At 42.6% G+C, this 695-nt stretch carries 1 protein-coding gene; it reads right to left on the bottom strand.

All coding sequences use genetic code 11. The features are described from left to right. Positions 1–99 precede the first annotated feature (99 nt). Positions 100–633, bottom strand: a complete 534-nt coding sequence (yjgA, locus tag A3762_RS17585; protein ID WP_068476106.1) for a ribosome biogenesis factor YjgA — start codon at positions 631–633, stop codon at positions 100–102. Positions 634–695: the final 62 nt, after the last annotated feature.

Raw genomic sequence — 695 nt, 5'->3', positions numbered from 1 at the left:
TTCCTTTTTATCCGAGATCCGCAAAAAGATGCCAATTGCCCAGCATAAGCGTCTTTAGTCTTTACTGCTGCGCTTTGTAGTTTTATAGAGCGCTACGATTTAATTCAGAATATCTTCTTCGTATTGCTTCAAGAACTTGAAAAGCTTTTTGGCTGCGCCGGTATTCTTTTCGTTTTGACGATCTTTATTCGCGTTTCTCACAAGCTGGCGTAATGTCTGTATCTCAACGCTTGGGTGTTTTTCGACGAATTCAGTTAATGCCGCATTACCTTCGTTGATCAGTCTTTCTCTCCAAGCTTCGAGCATATGTAAGCGTTTCGCGTATATATCGCTAGATGTATCGAATCGATCGAGTACTGTCTGAATTGCATCAATGTCTTGGTTGCGCATGACTTTGCCAATGTACTGTAATTGGCGTCTTTTGGCTTCCCGTGACGAGATGCGTTTGTAGGTCGTGATGCCTTCTTCTAATTCTTCTGAGATAGGTACTTGTTCAAGGTGGGAAGCTTTTAATTCACAAAGCTGCTTGCCGATTGCTTGTAACGCTTCCATCTCGCGTTTAATTTGGCTACGACTTTTAATGTCTTCGTCGAAATCTTCGTTGTTGCTATCGAATGGGTCGTGCTGACTCATAAAGTACCTGTGATCAAATTTATGCGTAGGCGATTGAGGCTAGGCCTAAAAAGGAGAGGAAG

Source organism: Oleiphilus sp. HI0125, assembly GCF_001635355.1.
This window is presented reverse-complemented; position numbering and strand designations above follow the sequence as displayed.